Below are 22,982 nucleotides of genomic sequence, written 5' to 3'. Positions count from 1 at the left end.
TGGGTTGGCAGACGCCTGGTGAACGTGCCCCGACAGACAAGCGGCGAGATGGAAATGTGACCTGGTTTGGGCGGCCCCACATGGATTGGCCGCCCGGGGAACCTCCCCCGGGCGGGGTCCTGAATCAGAGTTCGGCAGCGAGGCGCGAACCCTGGTTGATGGCACGTTTTGCATCCAGTTCGGCGGCGACATCAGCGCCGCCGATCAGGTGTACGTTCTGGCCAGCATCGAGCAAGCCCTGATGCAATTCCCGTAGGGGATCCTGGCCGGCGCAGACAATCACTGTATCGACCGGTAGAACCTGCGACTCACCTTCGGCAATGCGAATGTGCAACCCCTCGTCATCGACCTTGAGGTATTCCACCGAGTTGAGCATCTGCACCTGCTTGTTCTTCAGGCCGGTACGGTGGATCCACCCCGTGGTCTTGCCGAGACCGTCGCCCACTTTCGACTTCTTGCGCTGCAGGAGGAATACCTGGCGCGCAGCCGCATGGGGTTCAGCCTGGACTCCGGCAACACCACCACGCGCCTCCAGATTGCGGTCGATCCCCCACTCCCTCCAGAACACTTCGCGGTCCAGGCTACTGGACTCGCCTTGGTGGGTGACGAACTCGGACACATCGAAGCCGATGCCGCCCGCACCGATGACCGCCACTTTCTGTCCAACCGGCTTGCGCTCGAGAATCGCATCCAGGTAACCGATGACTTTCGGATGCTCGATGCCCGGAATCGCCGGAGTACGTGGGGCAATACCGGTGGCCAGAATCACCTCGTCGAAGCCGCCCCTGGCCAGGTCCTCAGCACTCACGCGGGTGTTCAGGCGCACGTCGACGCCGGTAATTTCGAGCTTGCGCTTGAAGTAGCGCAAGGTCTCATAGAACTCCTCCTTGCCTGGCACGCGCTTGGCAACGTTGAACTGCCCACCGATTTCGGCGGAGGCATCGAACAGCGTGACCTGGTGGCCGCGCTCGGCAGCCACGGTGGCGGCAGACAAGCCTGCCGGCCCGGCGCCAACGACCGCGATCTTCTTGATCTGGGTGGTCGGGATGTAGTTCAGCTCGGTTTCGTGGCAGGCACGCGGGTTGACCAGGCAACTGGTCAGCTTGCCGCCGAAAGTGTGGTCAAGGCAGGCCTGGTTGCAGCCGATGCAGGTGTTGATCTCGTCAGCACGGCCTTCAGCCGCCTTGTTGACGAAGTCCGGGTCAGCCAGGAAGGGCCGCGCCATGCTCACCATGTCGGCATCCCCCTCGGCCAGCACCTGCTCGGCTACTTCCGGCGTATTGATGCGGTTGGTGGTGATCAGCGGAATCCTGATCTCGCCGCGCAATTTGGCGGTGACCTTGGTGAACGCGGCACGCGGCACCTTGGTGGCGATAGTCGGGATGCGCGCCTCATGCCAGCCGATACCGGTGTTGATGAGCGTGGCACCGGCGGCTTCGATGGCCTTGGCCAAGGTGACGATCTCGTCCCACGTACTGCCACCTTCCACGAGGTCCAGCATGGACAGGCGGTAGATGATGATGAAGTTCGGCCCTACGGCTTCGCGCACCCGACGGACGATCTCGACCGGCAGGCGCATACGGTTCTCATAGCAGCCACCCCAACGGTCGGTACGTTGGTTGGTGTGAGCAACGAGGAACTGGTTGATGAAGTAGCCTTCGGAGCCCATGACCTCAACCCCGTCGTACTCCGCCTCTTGAGCGAGCTGTGCGCAAGTCACGAAGTCCTGAATCTGCTTCTCGATGCCATCTTCGTTCAGTTCATTGGGCTTGAAAGGATTGATCGGCGCCTGGATCGCGCTCGGCGCCACAAGCTTCGGGTTATAGGCATAACGACCGGCGTGAAGGATCTGCATGCAGATCTTGCCCCCCGCCTCATGCACCGCACGGGTCACGATCCGGTGCTTGTCGGCCTCTTCACGAGTGGTCAGCTTGGCTGCACCGGCGTAGACACCGCCTTCGGCATTCGGGCCAATACCGCCGGTCACCATCAGGCCGACGCCGCCACGCGCACGCTCGGCAAAGTAGACCGCCATGCGCTCAAAGCCATTGGGCTTCTCTTCCAGCCCAGTGTGCATCGAGCCCATCAAGGTACGGTTGCGCAAGGTGGTAAAGCCCAGATCGAGCGGAGCGAGCAGGTTCGGGTAATGGGCGTCGGTCATGGTTCCTCCATAACAGGCATTGCTGTTCACGGTATGCCCCAGCCTGCGGCGGGCCAGGGTCGGTTATGGTCCAGACGATAAAGAGCAGTCCGCCTCGCCTCAATGATCGAAACTGACAAGTTACTGACCGTAACTAACAGCACCACTTGGCAATCCGGTCCCGCTCACCTACCCTGACCTGCACACACACTGCCGTCGATCGCCATGCGCAAGCTCCTGACGCCTCTTCTTGCCGCCGTCCTCGTTGCCTGCCTGACTGCCTATGCGGTATGGACCGGCGAGCGCCCGCGCGCACATTACCTTTCGGACCTTCGCGCCAGCGTCGCTAGTGATCACGGCCGGGCCACCGAGAGCGGAAACCTGCTGGTCATCCGCCCATCGCTCTATCCAAGCGACTACCGCGACCCCGCCTTCCTGCGCCTCAAACTGGCAGCGAGCCTGGATGCAGCCCGCACCGCAGGCTTGCTTAACAAGAACACTGTGGTTGCCCTGCCAGACCAGATCGGCACCTGGCTGCTGCTTCGCGGCGAGAAACAGAGCCTTTATCAGGCCCGCTCGCTGGACGAAGCCGATACGCTGCTCAAACTGAGCCACCCAACGTTGATCGGCCGCCTGTTCCTTCAAGGACAGGGCGTGGAAGAAGCCCTGCTGCGCACTAAGGCGAAGCGAATGGCGCGGGACTACCAGAAGCTCTTCAGCGGCCTGGCCAGGGAATACGGCGTGACCCTGCTGGCCGGCTCCATCGTATTACCCACGCCCTACTTCAAGGAAGGCAAGCTCCGCAGCGGTCACGGCGAGCTTTACAACCTTGCCCTGGCGTTCTCCCCCGATGGCAAGGTGCTGGGCAAACCCTACCGCCAGCCCTGGCCTGAAAGCAGTCAGGAGGTGACGCTGCAGCACCTCGATACCGGCGTATTGCAGATCACGATCAAACGCAGCTGGGCACAAGGCTTCCCCCAGAATGACGTGACCGTCGCCAACTCGAATGGCTCGGCGAGCCTGCCGACTTTCCTTCGCGGTCGCCTGTGGTCCTTGCAGGGTGCGCCAAGCGGTAGTGCACTGACTCCCCCCGACATCGCCCAGGCCAACAATGCCCCAGGCGCTCATCTGCTCAATGTCTGGCTGGATGCACCATGAAAGGCCAGCGGGTCAAGCTCGGCGACCTCTCCGTGGGCTTCGTCCATAGCCTCGCAGCCGCCGTCGAGGAATCAGGGCACCCCGCCACAGACCTGCTACAGCGATTCGGACTGGACGCCGCACGCCTTGCCGAACCCCAGGCGCGCCTATCGATTCCACGCTATATGCGCCTCGGGCATGCGGCCATTCAGTTGAGTGGCAATCCAGCCATGGGACTAGCTATGGGCCGGCTCAGCCGCTTGAGCCAATTGGGGCTAGCGGGTGTATGTGCCGCCCAGGCACCCAACCTTCGCGAGGCCGCACGCTGCCTGATCCGGTTCGAACGCCTCTACGCCAGCAACTATCGCGGGCAATCGAGCTTCCACGAAGACCGCCGCGGCGCCTGGCTGCGCTTCTACTCGATCAGCCCCTATAACGCCTACAACCGCTTTGTCGTGGATTCCGTGCTCGCTGGCTGGAAGAGCTACCTGAGCCAATTGGCCGGCACCGAGATCAGCGTGGAAAAGGTCGAGATCGAGTTTCCCGCACCGGCCTATGCCGAACGCTACAGCGACGCGTTCGGCTGCCCCGTGGAGTTCGGCGCCAGCGGCAACCAGATACGCCTGACGCAGGAAACGCTGGCATTTCGAGGAAAGGAGCACTGCCCCAGCACCTGGAGGCAGCTCCTGGAGATTTGCGAGCGGGAGTTGCAGCAACTGACGCGGACGCGCAGCTTGCGTGAGCGGATCATCCAACTGCTGGGGCCATTGCTACACGGTCGCGAACCTGATCTGGAAGAAGTGGCTGCGCGCCTGCAGCTGCCCAGCTGGACACTACGGCGCAAACTCGCCGAGGAAGGCACGCAGTTCCGCACCATCCTCAATGAAACCCGTCGCGACTTGGCGATGGCCTACATCCGCGATACCGACCTGGTCTTCGGGGAGATCGCGTACTTGCTCGGGTTTGCCTCGGCCGAAGCCTTCCAGCGCGCCTTCAAGCGCTGGAGTGGAAGCACCCCAGGGGAGTTCCGACGCAACCAGCGCCACGCCGGCTGATCACATCTCGGTGGCGTCGTCCGCCGGCTCGAGATAGTCCCGTTCGGAAGCACGGGAATCGAGAATTTCGTCCTGGTAATCGTCCATCATCAGCTCTCCTGGGTTCGATATGTTCTTGTAGACAAAGACCATGCCAGAACACTAGTGGTTCGAGATGAACAATTCATTAATCCAAGGCAACGAAAAGGATGTCAGACGCACAAGACCTGTGCGTGGGGGGGGGGGGGGGGGAAATGAACCCACCAGGCGGGCCCTCCTTCGCCCCGCAGGCGAAGACAAGGCAATGGAGCACATTTCGAGACCATAGAAAAAGCCCCCAGGTATCGCTACCTGAGGGCTTTCGTATATGGCGCAGCGGACGGGACTCGAACCCGCGACCCCCGGCGTGACAGGCCGGTATTCTAACCGACTGAACTACCGCTGCGCGTCGGTTGGACTTGCGTCCGGTGAAACCTTTTGAACGTCTGGCAGGATCAAGCGCGAAGGCTCTTACTGCCTCATGCCCGATTAACTCGAACATGGAAATATGGCGCAGCGGACGGGACTCGAACCCGCGACCCCCGGCGTGACAGGCCGGTATTCTAACCGACTGAACTACCGCTGCGCGTCGGCCGGACTTACGTCCGAAATCTCACAAGGATGGTGGGTGATGACGGGATCGAACCGCCGACCCTCTGCTTGTAAGGCAGATGCTCTCCCGGCTGAGCTAATCACCCTTCGCCTTGCGAGGCGCGCAATTTACGCAGACAGCCTCGCTAAGTCAACACCCCGTATGGAATTTTTCTTCAAAAAAGGTCATTTGGATCCTAGGATCCAATCCTTGGGAGGGTCGCCCCAAGACACGCAGCAATCAAATGCTTACCGCACTCGCCGCAACATACTGGGACATTGAGGTCGACCCACGATGCACCAACTCGGAGCGACCGTCGCTCAGCAAGCACCACCGAGAAACAGAAACGAGTAACGTACCCGATCGAACGTCACTCGACCCGGAGCGTCACACGAGCGGTCACCTGGCCGTTCTCACTGCGATCAAGGCCTGCCTCATCGATCCGCGCACCCTGCCCTTCCAGCACGGCAAACCAGCGCAGCAGGCTGGCAAACGCGGCCGGTTGCAGGCTCACCTGCAACACACCGGGCGCTTCGCTGTCGATTCGCTCCACCGCCAAGCCTTGTTCTGCCGCTGTTGCTGTGACCATTCCCTGCAGCCGCTCCGGCTCGATTCGGACCTGGGGCCGAACGCGGACCGCCCGGGCCTCAGGGGCCCGTTGCTGCAGATAGGCATACAGATCGCGCTGCGACAGGTAATGCTGGCGCGCCTCCTCAAGCCGGCGTTCCGCAGGCAGCCATAGGCTGAGATAGAGCAGCACAAATGACAGGAACAAGCCGAGTACCAGCAATGCCAGCCGATCACGCTGCGGCAGCCCACGCCAGCGGGCCGCAAGTCCGGAGGACTGCCACTGAGCCTGCAAAGGCGTCCTGATCGAGTCGAGCATGATCATCCTCCTATTACCAGGCGCGCACTGACGCCTGCCTCGTCACGACTGGCTGAGCCCATCTGCACGGCAAGGCCGGCACCGATCAAGCGTTCGCGCAGTCGTTCAAGCTCATCGAAACCAGGCGCCAGCACTTGCAGGGCCAGGTCACCACGGCTCTCGCTGAAATCCAGCTGCTGGACCCTTACCTGGGCGCCTTCTGCGATCAGTGCCTGCGCGGCCTGCCCCAACAAACCCAGGAGACGCCCCTGACCGGAACGCTCGCCCTGCGCCAAGTGCTGGTCGAATTGCACCCGCAAATTCACTAGCTTGCTGTCCTGAGGAAATAACTCGCGATAGAGCGCTTCATTGGTACTGGCATAGGCATCGCCCTGATGGCGCAACTGCCACGCTTGTACAAGGTTGAAGCCGAACTGCAGCATCAACCAGACGCCCACCAACCCAAGCACTGGCTTCCATCGCAACCAATCCTGTCGTTCCTCCCGGAAGGCGAACTCGCCCTGCGCCAGGTCGCTGCCCCGACGCATCGCCAACCAGCCGTAGCCGTCCGTCTCCATGCGCCAGGCGTCCACACTCTCAAGTACCTGTTTCTCAACAGGAGCGTGCCCTGAGCGAGGCACCGGGCACGCAGCCAGCAGGTGCGGCCAATCCTCATCATGGAAACTGAGGCGGCTGTTCCCCTGACCGCCCAGCAGCCAGCGTTCGCCGAGCCAGAGCAGTTGAGTCCCCTCGCCGGGCAGCAGATCGGCATCCACTTCGATGGAGACCGGCGCCAAACCCCTTTGCCGAGCCAACTCAAGCCAGGCAACCAACCAGCTACGCCGCACGGCGAAGACCCGGTGCCGACCGTCCGTCAACACATCGCCGACTGCGAGATGCAACTTCTCCACCTCCTCAGCGAGCATCTCTTCGACGGCAAAGGGCAGCGCCTGGCGCAACCAGCGCGCCTTGCGGGTCGGCAGGCGCACGGCACAACAGGTGACCGCCTCGACCGGAAGGATCATCCGCCAGGGCGAAGCGACCTCCTCCACGGCCCTGGCAAACGGCAAGTGGCGGGCACTACCGTCCTGCCAAAGCACTACCTCCAACTCGGCATCGGCCCCGCCGCACGCCGCGACCGGAAGGAAGATGCAGGCCTGAGTCATGACTGCGGCTCCTTAATGGGCTCTGGCGGCAAACCGCTCTGCCCGAGATCACGTGAGATAACCCGTACCTTGCCATCGCTGCCGCGCTGCAAGGTACTCACCAAAACCTGTCGGCGCCCCGCGAGCCTAACCTCACTGGTCACCAGAAAGAACTGACTACCGACCGCCAAACCTTCCGCCTCCAGCCCCATACCGGCCAATGCGGGCTGAGCCAGGAAGGCATCCAGGCTGCGATAACCGCTATCACCTCGAGCTGCGACCAACAGGGCTGCCCCTTCTGGGTCGAGCGAATCGGACAAGGTAGACAACACCATTGCCCCTGCCGTGTTGACATTGAGGTCCGCGCCCTCGGGCAGCGCACTGACGAAAGGCAACAACTTGCGGTAGTCCACCTCGCTCATGCCCAACACCAACCGCAGCTCGGAGAGATCGCTGATTGATCGGTTGGCCGCACGGTAAGGCGGCTGCCCCAGTAGATACTGGTTGTCCTCTGCGCCATTGGCGCCGGAAGGCTCCTGATCGGTATCCACCCAGTCGACCAGGCGATCCGCGTAAGGAGCCTCGATCTGCAAGCGCAGCAAAAGACGGCGGAACTGCCGCAGCGCCGGCTCGTTCACTTGCGCCTGGCGAACCACGCTATTGAGATTGAAGCGGCCACTGGGATCCTCGATTCGCACGCTCAAGAGCCCGCCGTCATCCAGGGGGAAGTTGCTCACCGGGCGTGCCCAGGCTTCACCCAAGTGGTCGATGGGCGTGCGCGGGTCACCCTGACGCAAATCGCGGACAAGGATCGCCTGGGCAAGGGCCTCGCCACCCAGGGCGTACTGCATGGCCTGACGCACATGGAGCTGATTGGCGCTGGAACGGATTGCAAGCTGCTGGCGCGCGATGAGGCCAGCACACACAACGGTGACTAGGGCCACTACCAGCAGCACGGTGATCAGCGCAACGCCATGCTGCCGCTTCATGGCGTCACCTCCTGATCGCCCGAGACCTCATCGGGCTTAGCCTGCTGCTCATCCTTTGGCGCTCCTCCGCTGGTCTGGAGGTCCTTGGGAGGCGTGTCCACCAGACGCAGCACACGTCGCAATTCGCCGTAGCGACGATGTTCAACGATCAGTTCGAGAGCCCGGGGAAGCCGCTCTAGACGTTCCTCCTCGGCGAGCCCGGCGGGCGGCCAGACCTCCTGCCAGCTACCAGCGTCATCCAGGTAACGTAGCTGCAACCGGGTGACGCCATCCAGGGCTTGCTGGACCTGGGGCAGGCTGTCCTGGGCCTGGTCCAGGACGCTCCAGTAGCGCCGCTCCAGCCGCTCGCCCGACAATTGCCAGCGTACACGTTGCAAGCGCGAGCGCTGCACTCCTGTGGGGTTTCTCCAGCCACTGCGAGTCAACTCGAGGCTGTCGCTCTCGCCGCCATGCTCCCCCAGAAGCGCCGCGCGCGGGTCGTCATAGGCGTCGCGGACAGGGCGCGGCACCAGCTGCGCCACATCCCGCTCGAAGGCGGCCATGGCCCTGACCAGCTCGCGCACTTGCTGCTCCTGAACGCGGGTGGCGGCGTCGGCATCCAGAACGGCATCAAGCATTCGCCAGGTGCCCAATGCGAGCACTGCGAAGATAGCAATGGCAATTAACAGCTCCAGCAGCGTGAAGCCCGCCATGCGCTTCATGGCGTCCCCCCCAGGAAGCCCACAAGCCGGACCACGGCGCGCTCCTCCAGCTTGCCCTTGCTCCGCTGTTGTCGCGGGGCCACCCAAAGTGTGACGCGACGCAACGCGGGGTCGCTGGTTGCCTCGATCTCGCTGAGCCATTCCCAGCGACGACCAGCGTAGTCCAGCTCTCCTTGCTCGCGCCCACTGCTCGGAGCAGCCTCGCGCAACTGGAGATCAGTCAGGCGGTTATCGGCGATCCACATCGCCAGGGTCTTGTCCTCGAGCCGAGACGCCGTCTGCAAACTGCGGGCGCTGGCCGTGAGCACACTGGCGGCGACCACTGCGAAGATTGCCAAGGCCACCAACACCTCGAGCAGCGTGAAGCCACAAGCGTGCTTCATCGTCCAGGCCTCTTGCCGACGAGCACCTCGACCCTCGGCAAGCGAAAGCCGTCGCTGCTCAATTGCAGTTTCAAACCATCCTTGCGTCGCTCGCCCAGCTCCAACCGGAACGGACTGAGTTCGCCGCTGGACAGGATCAACAACTGCGGCGCAGGGTTTTCCTCGCCTTCTTCCCTCCCGTCCCCAGAGCTGGGTAACACCAACGGCTCGCCCTCCAGCTCGAAATCGAGCTGCGCCCACTCGGGGAGCTGACGGGAGCCGTCATCCAGCGGCTGCCACCGGCCTCGACCCTCGTCGTAGAACAGCACCTGGTATCGGTCACGCTCCAGGCGCAGGCCGTATTCCCGATTATCCAGCACAGCCTCGTCAGCCAGGACGCCGATGAGCCCTGCTAAGCGTTCGGCCTCATTGTTCAGTTCACGGGACGGACCGGCGACGCCCGTGCTGATTACCGCCAGCCCCGCGAGGCAGGCGATGATCACCATGACCACCAGCAATTCAATGAGCGTGAAGCCACGGGAGGCACACAAGCATGGCGCGACGCAGCCGGGGCGGCTTAGACCACCCGACTGCAGGCTACGTCGACCGCTGTCCATCAGTTATCCCAGTTGCCTAGGTCGGCGTCGTTATCGCTACCGCCTTCCTTGCCATCCGCCCCCAGAGAATAAAGATCGTAGGCACCTTTGCTGCCCGGAGAGAGGTATTGGTATTCATTGCCCCACGGATCAATCGGAAGCCTCTTCAGGTAGCCATCCTTGTTCCAGTTCTTCGCTGGGGGATTGCCGGACGGCCGGCTGACCAGTGCCTCCAGCCCCTGTTGCGTACTCGGGTAGCTGAAGTTATCCAGCTTGTACATGTCCAGCGCGGCGCCGATGGCCTTGATATCGCCTTTGGTGACTGTGACCTTTGCCTGATCCGGACGGTTCATCACTTGCGGCACTACCAAGGCTGCAAGTATGCCCAGGATCACCACCACCACCATGATTTCAATGAGCGTAAAGCCCGAGTGTTTATGGCGCAGATTCACGCGATTACCCCACGAGTTGGTTAAGAGAAAGAATCGGCAGCAGGATCGCCAGGACGATCACCAGCACAACGGCGCCCATGAATATCAGCATGAAGGGCTCGAACAGACCGACCAGCAAGGCAATCTGCGCCGCCAGGTCGTTTTCCTGGTTACGCGCGGTGCGGGCAAGCATCTGGTCCAGCTCGCCGGAGCGCTCTCCGCTGGCAATCATATGCAGCATCATCGGCGGGAACTGCCCGCTACCTTCCAATGCTCGAGTCAGGCTCCCACCTTCGCGGACCTTCTGCGCCACCTGCACGACGTGGTTGCGGATCACCCGATTGGCAATCACCTCCGCTCCAATGCCAAGGGCCTCCACCAGCGGTACACCACTGCGGGTGAGAATTGCCAAGGTAGAGGCGAAACGCGCGGTATCGGTGGCGCGCAAAAGGTGCCCAAGCAGCGGCACGCGCAGCACCACGCCGTGCCAACGCTGGCGCACCGAGGCATCGCGCAGCGCCCAGCGCCCCCCAAGCACCGCGCCCAGCAGGAGCGACAACACCAACCATCCCCAGTGTTTGACAAAGTCGCTGAGCGCGATCAAACCACGAGTCAGTAACGGCAGCGGCTGGCCGGAATCGATGAAGACTCTCACCACATCGGGCACCACGAACCCCAGCAGGAAGGTGACGATGGCAAGCGACGCGCACATCAGAATCAGCGGATAGAGCAACGCAAGCTGGATCTTCTGCCGAGACTGCTGACGTTGCTCGGTGTAATCGGCCAACTGCTCGAGAACCGGCCCCAGGTGCCCGGCATGTTCGCCGGCGGCGACCGTAGCGCGATAGAGATCCGGAAACGCCGCCGGGAACTCACGCAGGCTGCTGGCGAGGCTCTGGCCTTCCAGAACCCGCGCGCGCACGGCGAGCAGCATCGACTGGATGCGCGAATTGCTGGACTGCGCGGCAGCGGCACGCAGCGCCTCTTCGATAGGCAATGCGGCCTGGACCAACGTCGCCAGTTGGCGGGTGATCAGCGCCAGGTCCCGCGCAGACAGGCCTCGGCTGAGGCTGAAGCGCCCTCCAGCCGCCTGCTCCCGCGTTCGAGTGGCCTTGACCTCCAGCGGCGCCAACTGTCGCTCGCGCAATAACTGGCGCACTTGGCGCGCGCTGTCGGCCTCGAGGACGCCCTTTTGCTGACGGCCCCTGGCATCCAGGGCAAGGTATTCGAAAGCGGCCATTTACTCTTCCTGGGTTACGCGCAGCACTTCTTCCACGGTGGTCACGCCCTCCATGACCTTGCGCCGACCGTCGTCACGGATGCTCGCGCTGGAAAGGCGCGCACGACGGATCATCTCCTGCTCGGAGGCAACGCTATGGATGAGGCTGCGCATATGGTCGTCGAACACCACCAGCTCGTAGATGCCGGTTCGCCCGCGGTAGCCCTGCTGGTGGCACTCACCGCAGCCGCGCGCGCGATAGAGCATCGGCGCAGCGGCTGGCGCCACGCCCAGCAAATCGCACTCTGCTGCATCCGCCTGGTACGGCTCCTTGCAATGCGGGCACAGCACCCGCACCAAACGCTGGGCGAGCACGCCAAGCAGGGAGGACGACAGCAGGAATGGCTCGACCCCCATGTCCACGAGGCGAGTGATGGCGCCTATGGCGCTGTTGGTGTGCAAGGTGGACAGCACCAGGTGCCCGGTGAGCGAGGCCTGTACGGCAATCTCGGCGGTTTCCTGGTCGCGGATTTCGCCAACCATCACCACATCCGGGTCCTGCCGCAGGATAGCGCGCAGGCCACGGGCGAAGGTCATGTCCACTTTGGGATTGACCTGGGTCTGGCCGATCCCCTCGATGTGGTACTCGATGGGGTCCTCGACCGTGAGAATGTTGCGCGTGCGATCGTTAAGGGTCACCAGGCTGGCGTAGAGCGTCGTCGTCTTGCCGGAACCCGTGGGTCCAGTCACCAGGAGGATGCCGTGGGGACGGCGTACCGTTTCTTCGAGCAGGAGACGGTCGCGATCGCTCATGCCCAGGTGCTGCAGCGTGAGGCGGCCGGCCTGCTTGTCCAGCAAGCGCAGCACCACCCGTTCTCCATTGGCGGACGGCAGGGTGGAAACACGGATGTCCACCTCGCGCCCGGCCACCCGCAGGGAGATGCGCCCGTCCTGCGGGATGCGTTTCTCGGCGATATCCAGCCGCGCCATGACCTTGATCCGCGACACCAGCAATGCCGCCAGCTCGCGCTTGGGCTCGAGCACTTCACGCAGGATGCCATCCACGCGAAAACGCACCACCAGGCGCTTTTCGAAGGTTTCGAGGTGGATATCGGAAGCGTTTTCCTTGATGGCCTCGCCGAGGATGGCATTGATCAGGCGGATGATCGGAGCATCATCCTCCTGCTCGAGCAAATCTTCGGTTTCGGGTATCTGCTCCGCCAGCGCGGCCAGGTCCAGGCTGCCACCCAGGTCTTCAGCCAGTTGCATGGCGGCTGAGGAGTCATGCTGATAGACCGCCGCAAGCGCCTGCTCGAACGCCTCCATCGTCAAGGGTTTGAGCGGCAGGCTGCGTCCGGCGAAACGGCGCGCTTCAGCCAATGCCGCCAACTCGACCCCCGGCCGATGAGCCAGGCACGATGCCGGGGCGTCCATCAGCAGGACGCCATGGCGTCTGGCAAAACCGAACGGCAGTCGCCGCAGAGGTGCATCTACAAGTGGGGGGTTCATCTGCGCACGCCTTTTCCCGACAACCTCCAGTCAAGTATTGCAGCGCAATCTGACGATTGTGCAGCCGAGGCTCAGGTTTCTCATGATCGTTGTGAACAAGGCGACCTAAGGTCGTAAAAAATCGACGGTATCTTTAGCACATCGTCACTTGCCCTACATCATTCCCTGGCGCGACGATGGCAGGTAAGGCAACTGCTATGATCAAAACAGATTCGCCAGTTCCTATAACTAGAATCAGTTCAGACCGGGAGTAAAACCCTCTTGCACGGACCGTTCTCCTTGCAATGGCTGCATCATCGCGCACCTGCGCTGGTCGGCATATCGATCGCCGTGGCGATGTGCGCCAGCTTCGCCTGGCAGGCAATCGAATGGGCACACCTGCTGGAAACAGGAAGCGACTCAAGCCCAAGCGGGCCCGCCCAGACGTTCAACGCACAGCCCTTGAGCAACCTCGAACCGCTATTCGGGCCAGTCCAGGTCATATCGGACAACACGCCGCCACCCAGTACCAACCTGCGCCTGACGCTGCTCGGCAGCTTCGTGCACGAGACGCCCGAACACTCCATCGCCATCATCCAGTACGAAGGCGGAAAGCCCCGCCGTTTCCGTGCCGGCGAAGAAATCACCACGGGCGTCAGGCTTCACGCCGTCTACCGTGACCGGGTTGAACTTGAACGCGCCGGTCGCCGGGAGAGTCTGAGCTTCCCTCCCCCCCGTTCGCGAATCCAGGCCAGCGGCAGTGCCTCGCCGGGACAACCGGCCAGCAACGTGATCGATGACCTCAGCGGCCTGCAGGAAGACAACGCGGCAGAACTTCGCGAGCGAATGGAAAAACTGCGCCAGGAAATGGAAGAGTCCGGTAGCCTGCCTGCCGACGATACAGCCGAACAGCCTCTTGAAAGCGAATGACACGATGACCATGACTTTCTCGCGCCTCACTTTCGCCCTGCTCGCCGCTGGCCTGCTGGCCACACCACTGCCACTGCTGTCGGCCCCAGCTGCGAATCCGGAAAGCGCGGCGCAGCAGCAGGATGGCTGGACCATCAACCTCAAGGATGCCGACATCCGCGAGTTCATCGACCAGATCGCTGACATCACTGGAGAGACCTTCATCGTCGATCCCAGGGTGAAAGGCCAGGTGAGCGTAGTATCCAAGGCCCCGCTGGGCCTGAACGAGGTCTATCAGCTGTTTCTCTCCGTGATGGCCACTCATGGTTTCAGCGTGGTCGCACAAGGCGACCAGGCACGCATCATTCCTAACGCCGAAGCCAAGTCAGAGGCCACCAGTAGCCGGTCAGCAGGCGACCGCCTGGAAACCCGCGTGATCCAGGTGCAGCACAGCGCCGTTACCGAACTGATCCCGCTGATTCGTCCCCTGGTTCCCCAGTATGGCCACCTGGCCGCAGTACCCTCGGCCAACGCCCTGATCATCAGCGACCGTAGCGCGAACATTGCCCGCATCGAGGACCTGATGCGCCAACTCGATCAGAAGGGTGATCGCGACTACACCGTGCTGAACCTGAAGAACGCCTGGGTCATGGACGCCGCCGAAGTGCTGAACAGTTCAATCAATCGCGGCCAGTCGAAGGGAACCTCGGGCACCCAGGTCATCGCCGACGCCCGTACCAACCGCCTGATCCTGCTCGGCCCACCCGCCGCTCGGGCGAAGCTGGCCGCCCTGGCGCAGTCCCTGGACACCCCGACCGCTCGCTCGGCCAACACCCGTGTCATCCGCCTGCGCCACAACGATGCCAAGAGCCTGGCCGAGACCCTCGGCGAGCTATCAGAAGGCTTGCAACCGCAAGAAGGCGGAGAACCAGCCGCTACAGCCACCAGCCGACCGCAGCAGAACATCCTGATTCGCGCAGATGAAAGCCTGAATGCCCTGGTGCTGCTGGCAGAGCCCGATGTGGTCAATGCCATGGAGGACATTGTCCGCCAGCTCGACGTTCCGCGTGCGCAGGTGATGGTCGAGGCCGCCATAGTCGAAATCTCTGGCGATATCACCGACGCCCTTGGCGTGCAGTGGGCTGTCGATGCCCGCGGCAGCACCGGCGGGCTCGGCGGAGTCAATTTCGGTAATACCGGGCTCTCCGTGGGAACGGTGCTCAACGCCATACGCGATGACGAAATTCCCGACACGCTGCCGGACGGTGCCATCATCGGCATCGGTACGGATCACTTCGCTGCCCTGATTACGGCACTTTCAGCCAACAGCAAGAGCAACCTGCTGTCTACCCCAAGCCTGCTGACCCTCGACAACCAGAAAGCGGAGATCCTGGTCGGCCAGAACGTGCCCTTCCAAACCGGCACCTTCACCACCGACGCCTCCGGCGCCAACAATCCGTTCACCACCATCGAGCGTCAGGATATCGGTGTGACGCTCAAGGTCACCCCGCATATCAACGAAGGTGCGACCCTGCGTCTGGAAATCGAACAGGAAATCTCTTCCATCGCGCCCAGCGCCACGCTGACGGCCCAGGCGGTGGACCTGATCACCAACAAGCGCTCGATCAAGAGCACCATCCTGGCCGAGGACGGCCAGGTGATTGTGCTGGGAGGGCTGATCCAGGATGACATCACCAAGACCGACTCGAAGGTCCCGCTGCTCGGTGATATCCCGATACTGGGGCGGCTGTTCCGCTCGACCAAGGACACCCATGTAAAGCGTAACCTCATGGTGTTCCTGCGGCCTACCGTGGTGCGTGACCGAGCAGGCATAGCGGCACTTTCGGGCAAGAAATATAACGACATCCGCATCATCGGCGAGCATGACAAGGAAGGTCGCCCAAGCATCTTGCCGCGCGAGCCGGTCGAATTGTTCGACGGCCAGAAAGCCCCAGCCATCGACTTGCGCAAGCCTTGAACCTGAATGCCGCATAGCGGAACGGTGGATACGTAGAGTGTTGTCCGCCACACCATTGACGAATCAGACAGTTCGGGAACTGAAGGATGGAAAGTCCGCCAAGCGGCGTTCCATCCCCTGAGCCACAGGCTAGTCCAGGTAGATCAACTTCCGGGTCATGCCACCATCGACCAGGAGCTCCTGGCCGGTGACGAAGCTGGCATTCTCGGAAAGCAGCCAGGCGACCTGCGCCGCAACATCCTCCACCAGGCCGACACGCCCTAGCGGGTGCTGATCATGGTCCAACTCGGTGAGCGGCGCCTCAAGGCGCGCAGAGGGGTCACGTGCGTCGATCCAGCCTGGAGTGACTGCATTTACGCGGATCTCTGGCGCCAGGCTCATCGCCAACGCATGCGTCAGCGACAGCAGCCCACCTTTGCTGGCGGCATAGGCCTCGCTATCCGGCTCAGACTGGTGCGCACGGGTTGAGGCGATGGTAACAATGGCGCCATGGTGAGCGCGCAGATAGGGCGCGCAATGCTTGACCAGCAACATGGTGCCGGTCAGGTTGACCGCCAGAATGCGATTCCAGTACGCCAGATCGAGACTTTCCAGGGGCGGGTTGTGGGGCTCTGCAACCGCCGCGTTGCTGACCAGTGCGTCCAGGCGGCCGAATTGCCCGAGCACTTCGGCCACACCGACTGCAACCTGGCTCTCGTGGGCCACGTCCATGCCGACAAACCAGGCGTTGTTGCCCAACGCCTTGGCCACCTTGGAGCCGCGGGCACGATCGATATCAGCCAACACTACCTGCCAACCCTCGGCAATCAGCCAGGCGGCAACGCCAAGGCCGATTCCACGGGCCGCTCCGGTCACCAACGCGACCTTGCCATTGTTGGCATCACGCGTCTGCGGGCCCCACTCGATCACAATGCAGCGAGTCCGCGTTCCAGGTCTGCCTTGATGTCGGCCACGTCTTCCAACCCGACCGCCAGGCGAACCAGGCTATCGCTGATACCGGCATTCGCCCGCTCCTGGGGCGAAAGACGGCCATGGGACGTAGTGGCCGGATGGGCGATGGTGGTCTTGGTGTCGCCCAGGTTGGTTGTGATCGAGATCATTCGCGTGGCATCGATGAACCGCCAGGCCGCCTCCTTGCCACCTTTCACCTCGAAACTGACCACGGCGCCAAAAGCACTCTGCTGGCGACGCGCCAGTTCATGCTGAGGATGGCTCGGCAAACCAGCGTAATAGACACGTTCCACGCCTGGCTGACCTTCGAGCCACTGGGCCAGTTCCAGCGCACTGGCGCAATGCGCCTGCATGCGTATGCGCAAGGTCTCCAGCCCCTTGAGGAACATCCAGGCATTGAAAGGGCTGAGGGTCGGCCCGGCAGTCCGCAGGAACCCGACCACTTCCTTCATGTGCTCGGAACGGCCGGCAACCACACCGCCCATCGTGCGGCCCTGACCATCGATGAACTTGGTGGCCGAATGCATCACGATGTCTGCGCCCAGCTTCAACGGTTGTTGCAGAGCCGGGGTGCAGAAGCAGTTGTCCACCACCAGCAGCGGGCCCTTGGCGTGCGCAATCTCTGCCAGCGCGGCGATGTCTACGAGCTCAGCCAGCGGATTGGACGGGGACTCGACGAACAGCAACTTGGTGTTGGGCTTGATCGCCGCCTCCCAGCTGGCCAGGTCAGACAATGCCGGGTAGTCCACCTCGACGCCGAAGCGCTTCAGGTACTTCTCGAACAGACTGATCGTCGAGCCGAACACGCTGCGCGACACCAGGACATGGTCGCCCGCGCTGCACAGACTCATGGCGATAGCGAGGATTGCCGACATGCCGGAGGCCGTCGCCACGGCTTGCTCCGCACCCTCGAGGGCGGCAATGCGCTCCTCGAATGTGCGCACGGTCGGGTTGGTGTAGCGCGAGTAGACATTACCCGGCACCTCGCCGGCAAATCGCGCGGCGGCATCGGCGGCAGTGCGGAACACATAGCTGGAGGTCAGGAACATCGCCTCGCCGTGCTCGCCTTCCGGCGTGCGGCGCTGGCCAGCACGTACCGCCAGGGTGTCGAAGGCTACGCCTTCCAGGTCACTGTCCAGCCTTCCGGCGTCCCATTCTTGTGTCATCTCGCACTCTCCACTCGGCCGCCCGCGAGCAACCGGTCGCTTACCGCTGGCCGCTTAGTTGTTGTACAGATCGATGATGGCGCTGACCGCGTGGGCCTTGGCCTTGGACGCATCGTTACGCGCCTGCTCGATCCTGTTCAGGTAGACCTCATCGACGTCGCCGGTGATGTATTTGCCGTCGAACACCGCGCAGTCGAAGTGGTCGATCTTCACTTTTCCGCCGCCAACAGCGTCGATCAGGTCCGGCAGGTCCTGGTACACCAACCAGTCGGCACCGATCAACTCAGCCACTTCTTCGGTGGTCCGGTTGTGGGCAATCAGCTCATGGGCGCTGGGCATGTCAATGCCGTAGACGTTGGGGTAGCGCACCGCCGGTGCGGCCGAGCAGAAGTAGACGTTCTTCGCGCCGGCTTCACGGGCCATCTGGATGATCTGCTTGCAGGTGGTACCGCGCACGATGGAGTCGTCCACCAGCATCACGTTCTTGCCGCGGAACTCCAGCTCGATGGCATTGAGCTTCTGGCGTACGGATTTCTTGCGTGCCGCCTGGCCCGGCATGATGAAGGTACGACCGATGTAGCGGTTCTTCACGAAGCCTTCGCGGAACTTCACGCCCAGGTGGTTAGCCAGCTCCAGTGCTGCGGTGCGGCTGGTGTCCGGGATAGGGATGACCACGTCGATGTCATGGTTCGGACGTTCGCGCTGGATCTTTTCGGCCAGCTTCTCACCCATGCGCAGGCGAGCCTTGTAGACCGAAATGCCGTCCATGATCGAGTCCGGACGGGCCAGGTAGACGTGCTCGAAGATGCACGGTGAGTATTCCGGGTTGGTGGCGCACTGGCGGGTGAACAGCTTGCCTTCCTCGGTGATGTACACCGCTTCGCCGGGAGCCAGGTCACGGATCAGGGTGAAGCCGAGCACGTCCAGAGCAACACTCTCGGAGGCAATCATGTACTCCACGCCTTCATCGGTGTGGCGCTGGCCGAAGACGATCGGGCGAATCGCGTGCGGATCGCGGAAGCCAACAATGCCGTACCCGGTGATCATCGCCACTACCGCATAACCGCCACGGCAGCGCTGGTGCACACCGGAAACGGCAGCGAAGACGTCTTCCTCGGTGGGCTGCAGCTTGCCGCGATGGGCCAGCTCGTGGGCAAACACGTTGAGCAGCACTTCCGAATCGGAATTGGTGTTCACATGACGCAGGTCGGACTCGTAGATTTCCTTGGCCAGCTGTTCGACGTTGGTCAGGTTGCCATTGTGTGCCAGGGTGATGCCGTAAGGCGAGTTGACGTAGAACGGCTGGGCCTCGGCAGAGCTGGACGAGCCTGCGGTGGGATAGCGCACGTGGCCGATGCCCATGCTGCCCACCAGGCGCTGCATGTGACGCTGCTGGAAGACGTCGCGGACCAGGCCATTATCCTTGCGCAGGAACAACCGGCCGTCATGGCTGGTCACGATACCGGCAGCGTCCTGGCCGCGATGCTGAAGGACGGTAAGCGCGTCATACAGCGCCTGATTGACGTTCGACTTACCGACGATACCGACGATGCCACACATGTGACGCAACCCCTGCTAGTAGTTCAGGCTAATTCCGAATGCCCTCCCCGCCCGGTTGGACCGGCAGAGGGCACGCTTCTGGGTGCTACGCATCAGCTGGGTGAACTGATGCCGCTTGCAAGCCACTGGCTGGTGAAGCCCAGAATGAGGTTCTTCGACCAGTCCGCGACCATGAGAAAATGCGGCAGCAATGTCGATTGCTGCCACCAAGGATCCTGTTGTACCGGCGCCAGGCTGAGCAGGCCGACCAGCAACACCACCAGCAAAGCCCCGCGCGCTGCGCCGAAGGCCATGCCGAGGACACGGTCAGTGCCGTCCATACCGGTAACCCTGACCAGCTCGCCGATCAGGAAATTGATCAAGGCCCCCACCAGCAGGGTGGCGACGAAAAGAATGGCGCAGGCCGCAATGATTCGGGCCGATGGCATTTCGATGAATTCGCTAAGGTGCAGCGACAGGGCGCCGCCGAAGGTCCAGGCAACGATGCCTGCGACTATCCAGGTGAGCAGCGAAAGCGCTTCCTTGACGAAGCCGCGTTTCAAACTGACCAGACTGGAAATGGCGATGATGGCGATGATCGCCCAATCGACCCAGGTAAATGCCACAGTGCAGCCCACAAACTGAAAAGGCGCTGCATTTTAGCAGAGCCCTTCAACTCCGGTAACCCGCGGATCAGAAAGGTCCCAATAATCCTTTCCGATCAGCCCTTTTCCGGCTGAAAGCGGACGACGAAACCATTCAGCTTCTGCTGACGGCTCAGCTGGTCACGCAGGCGATTCGCTTCTGCCCGCTCGATGACCGGGCCGACGAACACACGATTCATGCCTTCCACACTGCGGATATAAGCGTTGTAGCCCTGACCGCGCAGAGTTTTCTGTAGGTTTTCTGCACTCGCCCGGCTGGACAGGCTGGCCAACTGGATGGACCAACTGACCGGCAGGCCATTGGCATCCAGGCGCTTCTCTTCCACTTTCGCCACCGCGGGCGGCGGCGTCTGCACGGCCGGAGCGGGTGCCGGAGGGGCCACCGGCTGCTCGACCGGAGCACCGGGGGCAGCGGATGGAGCCGGCTGGGCAGGAGCCGGTGCTGACTCAGGCACCGGAGCAGCATCGGGTGTCACGGCCTGGTCACCCGTAACCGGATCCAGCGGCGGGACAGGCTCCTGCGGGAGCGCCTGGGGCTCGGGGACCTGCACCTGCTCAAGCTCAACCGGCGGCATCTCCGGCGCTTTCGGCATAGGTGGCGCCTCGACGACTACCTGGCGCAACTCATCCTCACGACTGAAAAGCATGGGCAAGAAGATCACAGCCAGTGCTACGAGCACCAGCGCACCAACGATGCGTTGCTTGAGTCCCTTGTCCAGCACAGCCATTCCCCTTTACTCCCCCTCTGCGAGGCGCTCCAGCCAGCTCAGGGCTTCCGCCACGCAATAAAACGAACCGAACACCAGGATCTCATCGTCGGCTGCAGCATGCTCACACGCGGCGTCGAGTGCCTCGGCGATATTTTCGTGGACACTGACGCTTGCGTGAAGATTCGTCAATGCCGCATGCAGCTCGCCAGCGGGTCGAGTGCGCGGAGTGGGCAGCGGAGCAACATTCCAATGCGCCAGCTGCGCTTGCAACGGACGCAAAACGCCAACGAGGTCCTTGTCGGCCAGCAAGCCGAACACGGCAAGACGACGCCCTGCGATAGGACGGCTCATCAGGCGCTGCGCCAAATACTCCGCCGCGTGGGGGTTATGGCCAACATCCAGCAGGAGGGTGACTGGCCTGCCATGCCACATGGCACTACGGCGATCCAGGCGCCCGGTCACACGCGTGGCTGCCAACGCATCCTGCAGAGCCGCTGGCTGCCACGGCAAGCCAAGCAATGCATAAGCCTGCAGGGCCAGGGCGGCGTTTTCCATCGGCAGATCAAGCAAAGGCAGGTCGTGAAGCTCAAGCACCTTGCCGGCGCTATCCAGACCACGCCAGTGCCAGGTCGATTCGCCAAGCGCCAGATCAAAATCCCGCCCCCGGAGGAACAGCGGTGCCTGCAAGTTCCCGGCCTGCTCGAGCAGCGGCCGAGGCGGATCAAGATCCCCGCAAAGGGCCGGCACACCGTGCCGGAAGATCCCTGCCTTCTCGAACGCCACGCTCTCCCGGGTGTCACCCAGCCAGTCGGCATGGTCCAGGCCGATGCTGGTGACCAGCGCCAGGTCGGCGTCGACCAGATTGACGGCATCCAGCCGGCCACCCAGGCCGACTTCCAGAACCACGACATCGAGATTCGACCGCTGGAACAACCAGAACGCTGCCAGCGTCCCCATCTCGAAGTACGTCAGCGAAATCTCGCCGCGCGCGGTCTCGACAGCGGCGAACGCATCGCAGAGCGACTGGTCATCGGCTTCCCGACCATCGAGATTGACCCGCTCGTTGTAGCGCAGCAGGTGAGGCGAACTGTAGACGCCGACCTTCTTGCCTTGGGCACGCAGCAACGAGGCGAGGAAGGCGCAGGTCGAACCCTTGCCATTTGTGCCCGTGACCGTGACCACTTTCGGCGCCGGCTTGCCAAGACCAAGCCTGGCCGCAACCACGCGACTGCGATCCAGCCCCATGTCGATTGCGGTGGGATGGAGCCGCTCGAGATAGGCGAGCCAGTCGGCAAGGGTTCTCTGCGTCATGCGACAACCGGCGAAGACTGGCGTGTCATCTGGGCGAGCAAGCGCCCCAGGCGGTCACGCAGTTCGGCACGCGGAATGATCATATCGATGGCGCCATGCTCAAGCAGAAACTCGCTGCGCTGAAAGCCTTCCGGCAGTTTTTCGCGAACAGTCTGCTCAATCACTCGCGGTCCTGCAAAGCCGATCAGGGCACGCGGCTCGCCAACGATCACATCGCCCAGCATCGCCAGACTGGCGGAAACGCCACCGTAGACCGGGTCGGTCAGCACAGAGATGAACGGAATGCCTTCCTCACGCAGGCGCGCCAGCGCTGCCGAGGTCTTGGCCATCTGCATCAGCGAAATCAGCGCTTCCTGCATACGCGCACCGCCGGAAGCAGAGAAGCAGACCAGCGGACAACGCTGCTCAAGGGCTGCATTGGCGGCGCGAACGAAGCGCTCACCCACGATAGCGCCCATCGAGCCGCCCATGAAAGAGAACTCGAACGCACAGGCCACCACTGGCATCTTGTGCAGAGTGCCGCGCATCGCGATCAGGGCATCCTTCTCACCGGTATCCTTCTGCGCGGCGGCGAGGCGATCCTTGTACTTCTTGCTGTCACGGAATTTGAGGCGATCAACTGGTTCCAGGTCAGCACCCAGTTCCTCGCGCCCTTCAGGGTCAAGGAAGATGTTCAGGCGAGTACGCGCATTGATGCGCATGTGATGGTTGCACTTGGGGCAAACGTCCAGCGTCTTTTCGAGCTCCGGCTTGTACAGCACCGCCTCGCAGGACGGGCACTTGTGCCAGAGGCCTTCGGGCACCGAGCTTTTCTTCACCTCGGAACGCATGATCGAAGGGATCAGCTTGTCTACCAGCCAGTTGCTCATGCTCTAGTTCTCCACAGCTTTCAGGCCCGGGCACGCGCCGTCAATCCAGCCCCGCGCATGCCCTTGAGCGAATTCAATGTTGCGACCCAATCTGGCGCAGCGTGCACCAGCGTCATATCGACCAGGGCCGTCTCTCGAACAATCCA

The 22,982-nt window shown here is 62.5% G+C and carries 21 protein-coding genes and 3 tRNA genes; 4 read left to right on the top strand and 20 right to left on the bottom strand.

What is annotated here, in order from left to right; translation table 11 throughout:
• Positions 1–124: 124 nt before the first annotated feature.
• Complete coding sequence (locus J7302_RS01120; RefSeq protein ID WP_215369080.1) at positions 125–2,161, bottom strand: NADPH-dependent 2,4-dienoyl-CoA reductase; 2,037 nt, start codon at positions 2,159–2,161, stop codon at positions 125–127.
• Positions 2,162–2,365: 204 nt separating this feature from the next.
• Here J7302_RS01120 and J7302_RS01115 point away from each other — a divergent pair, with 204 nt between their 5' ends.
• On the top strand, positions 2,366–3,298 hold the full coding sequence (locus J7302_RS01115) for a carbon-nitrogen hydrolase family protein (protein ID WP_215369077.1): 933 nt from the start codon (positions 2,366–2,368) through the stop codon (positions 3,296–3,298).
• The gene (locus J7302_RS01110) at positions 3,295–4,332 is read left to right on the top strand and encodes an AraC family transcriptional regulator (RefSeq protein WP_215369075.1); all 1,038 of its coding nucleotides are present in this window, start codon (positions 3,295–3,297) and stop codon (positions 4,330–4,332) included. Before J7302_RS01115 ends, J7302_RS01110 begins: the two co-directional genes overlap by 4 nt.
• Positions 4,333–4,679: 347 nt before the next feature.
• On the opposite strand, the gene J7302_RS01105 is transcribed toward J7302_RS01110, so the two are convergent.
• The 12 genes from J7302_RS01105 to gspE form a co-directional block, all read right to left on the bottom strand.
• Positions 4,680–4,756, bottom strand: a tRNA-Asp gene (locus tag J7302_RS01105).
• Positions 4,757–4,859: 103 nt separating this feature from the next.
• Positions 4,860–4,936, bottom strand: a tRNA-Asp gene (locus J7302_RS01100).
• Between the two features lie 36 nt (positions 4,937–4,972).
• Positions 4,973–5,048, bottom strand: a tRNA-Val gene (locus J7302_RS01095).
• Between the two features lie 264 nt (positions 5,049–5,312).
• On the bottom strand, positions 5,313–5,828 hold the full coding sequence (locus tag J7302_RS01090) for a type II secretion system protein M (protein ID WP_215369073.1): 516 nt from the start codon (positions 5,826–5,828) through the stop codon (positions 5,313–5,315).
• Positions 5,829–5,830: 2 nt separating this feature from the next.
• A complete protein-coding gene (gspL, locus tag J7302_RS01085) occupies positions 5,831–6,973 on the bottom strand; it encodes a type II secretion system protein GspL (RefSeq protein ID WP_215369071.1) in 1,143 nt (380 codons plus the stop codon).
• Positions 6,970–7,941, bottom strand: a complete 972-nt coding sequence (gspK, locus tag J7302_RS01080; protein ID WP_215369069.1) for a type II secretion system minor pseudopilin GspK — start codon at positions 7,939–7,941, stop codon at positions 6,970–6,972. Before gspK ends, gspL begins: the two co-directional genes overlap by 4 nt.
• Positions 7,938–8,642 (bottom strand): type II secretion system minor pseudopilin GspJ, encoded by a 705-nt coding sequence (gene gspJ / locus J7302_RS01075; RefSeq protein WP_215369067.1) that lies wholly within the window; start codon positions 8,640–8,642, stop codon positions 7,938–7,940. Before gspJ ends, gspK begins: the two co-directional genes overlap by 4 nt.
• Positions 8,639–9,025, bottom strand: coding sequence for a type II secretion system minor pseudopilin GspI (gene gspI, locus J7302_RS01070; RefSeq protein WP_215369064.1), 387 nt, complete (start codon positions 9,023–9,025; stop codon positions 8,639–8,641). The genes gspJ and gspI overlap by 4 nt, the downstream gene beginning before the upstream one ends.
• Positions 9,022–9,555 (bottom strand): type II secretion system minor pseudopilin GspH, encoded by a 534-nt coding sequence (gene gspH / locus J7302_RS01065; protein ID WP_215370710.1) that lies wholly within the window; start codon positions 9,553–9,555, stop codon positions 9,022–9,024. Before gspH ends, gspI begins: the two co-directional genes overlap by 4 nt.
• A gap of 65 nt (positions 9,556–9,620) precedes the next feature.
• The gene (gene gspG / locus J7302_RS01060) at positions 9,621–10,052 is read right to left on the bottom strand and encodes a type II secretion system major pseudopilin GspG (RefSeq protein WP_349814413.1); all 432 of its coding nucleotides are present in this window, start codon (positions 10,050–10,052) and stop codon (positions 9,621–9,623) included.
• 4 nt (positions 10,053–10,056) lie between these two features.
• On the bottom strand, positions 10,057–11,271 hold the full coding sequence (gene xcpS / locus J7302_RS01055; protein ID WP_215369045.1) for a GspF family T2SS innner membrane protein variant XcpS: 1,215 nt from the start codon (positions 11,269–11,271) through the stop codon (positions 10,057–10,059).
• Positions 11,272–12,759 (bottom strand): type II secretion system ATPase GspE, encoded by a 1,488-nt coding sequence (gene gspE, locus J7302_RS01050; protein WP_215369032.1) that lies wholly within the window; start codon positions 12,757–12,759, stop codon positions 11,272–11,274.
• A 279-nt stretch (positions 12,760–13,038) separates the two neighbouring features.
• Here gspE and J7302_RS01045 point away from each other — a divergent pair, with 279 nt between their 5' ends.
• The gene (locus tag J7302_RS01045) at positions 13,039–13,668 is read left to right on the top strand and encodes a type II secretion system protein N (protein WP_251701802.1); all 630 of its coding nucleotides are present in this window, start codon (positions 13,039–13,041) and stop codon (positions 13,666–13,668) included.
• Between the two features lie 4 nt (positions 13,669–13,672).
• Complete coding sequence (gene gspD, locus J7302_RS01040) at positions 13,673–15,625, top strand: type II secretion system secretin GspD (RefSeq protein WP_215369027.1); 1,953 nt, start codon at positions 13,673–13,675, stop codon at positions 15,623–15,625.
• A gap of 129 nt (positions 15,626–15,754) precedes the next feature.
• Here gspD and J7302_RS01035 read toward each other — a convergent pair whose 3' ends face one another.
• The 7 genes from J7302_RS01035 to accD all read right to left on the bottom strand — a co-directional run bounded on the left by J7302_RS01035 (position 15,755) and on the right by accD (position 22,836).
• Positions 15,755–16,531, bottom strand: coding sequence for an SDR family oxidoreductase (locus J7302_RS01035; protein ID WP_394359065.1), 777 nt, complete (start codon positions 16,529–16,531; stop codon positions 15,755–15,757).
• Complete coding sequence (locus tag J7302_RS01030; protein ID WP_215369016.1) at positions 16,531–17,742, bottom strand: O-succinylhomoserine sulfhydrylase; 1,212 nt, start codon at positions 17,740–17,742, stop codon at positions 16,531–16,533. Before J7302_RS01030 ends, J7302_RS01035 begins: the two co-directional genes overlap by 1 nt.
• 54 nt (positions 17,743–17,796) lie before the next feature.
• Positions 17,797–19,302, bottom strand: a complete 1,506-nt coding sequence (gene purF, locus J7302_RS01025) for an amidophosphoribosyltransferase (protein WP_215369013.1) — start codon at positions 19,300–19,302, stop codon at positions 17,797–17,799.
• A 92-nt stretch (positions 19,303–19,394) separates the two neighbouring features.
• Positions 19,395–19,907 (bottom strand): CvpA family protein, encoded by a 513-nt coding sequence (locus J7302_RS01020; protein WP_215369009.1) that lies wholly within the window; start codon positions 19,905–19,907, stop codon positions 19,395–19,397.
• A 95-nt stretch (positions 19,908–20,002) separates the two neighbouring features.
• Positions 20,003–20,674 carry an SPOR domain-containing protein gene (locus J7302_RS01015; protein WP_215369007.1) on the bottom strand — a complete coding sequence of 224 codons (672 nt, stop codon included), beginning with the start codon at positions 20,672–20,674 and terminating at the stop codon, positions 20,003–20,005.
• Positions 20,675–20,680: 6 nt separating this feature from the next.
• Positions 20,681–21,967 carry a bifunctional tetrahydrofolate synthase/dihydrofolate synthase gene (gene folC / locus J7302_RS01010; RefSeq protein WP_215369004.1) on the bottom strand — a complete coding sequence of 429 codons (1,287 nt, stop codon included), beginning with the start codon at positions 21,965–21,967 and terminating at the stop codon, positions 20,681–20,683.
• Entirely contained in the window at positions 21,964–22,836 is an 873-nt protein-coding gene (accD, locus tag J7302_RS01005) for an acetyl-CoA carboxylase, carboxyltransferase subunit beta (RefSeq protein WP_215369002.1), read from the bottom strand. Before accD ends, folC begins: the two co-directional genes overlap by 4 nt.
• Positions 22,837–22,982: the final 146 nt, after the last annotated feature.

The organism is Metapseudomonas boanensis, assembly GCF_018704125.1.
Taxonomy (GTDB): Bacteria; Pseudomonadota; Gammaproteobacteria; order Pseudomonadales; family Pseudomonadaceae; genus Metapseudomonas; species Metapseudomonas boanensis.
This window is presented reverse-complemented; position numbering and strand designations above follow the sequence as displayed.